This window comes from Leptospira ognonensis, assembly GCF_004770745.1.
GTDB classification, from domain to species: domain Bacteria; phylum Spirochaetota; class Leptospiria; order Leptospirales; family Leptospiraceae; genus Leptospira_A; species Leptospira_A ognonensis.
In genome coordinates this window covers 1-313 of the sequence record NZ_RQGD01000040.1, presented here as the reverse complement: position 1 = coordinate 313, position 313 = coordinate 1, and the positions used below count along the sequence as shown (strand labels likewise).

Genomic DNA, 313 nt, shown 5'->3' with positions numbered 1-313 from the left:
ATATAATTCTACCCTTTGAGTTTAGGAAATTCAAGAAAAAGGAGTTAGGTGTAATTATTCAAGATGAAATCAAACCTAATATTGCTCCGTGTGAATGGACTTTCGAAATGTTCATCTTGGCCGTAAATCTAATCTTGTGTGCGGAATCTACAGTTTCAAAAATGAATTTAACGATTGATGATCCACATCCATGGAATATTCTGTTTCGGAATAAATGTCCGTATTTAATTGATTTAGGAGCATTTAATTTCAGAAATACTAACTTACACCGAAGTAATGAGCAAGTAAAAGGATTTTGGGATTCCTTCAATAT

The 313-nt window shown here is 32.3% G+C and carries 1 protein-coding gene; it reads left to right on the top strand.

Going from position 1 to position 313, the window contains the following annotated elements:
• Window positions 1–107: 107 nt before the first annotated feature.
• A partial coding sequence (locus tag EHQ58_RS18860; protein WP_210412839.1) for a hypothetical protein occupies window positions 108–313 on the top strand: 206 nt, incomplete at its 3' end.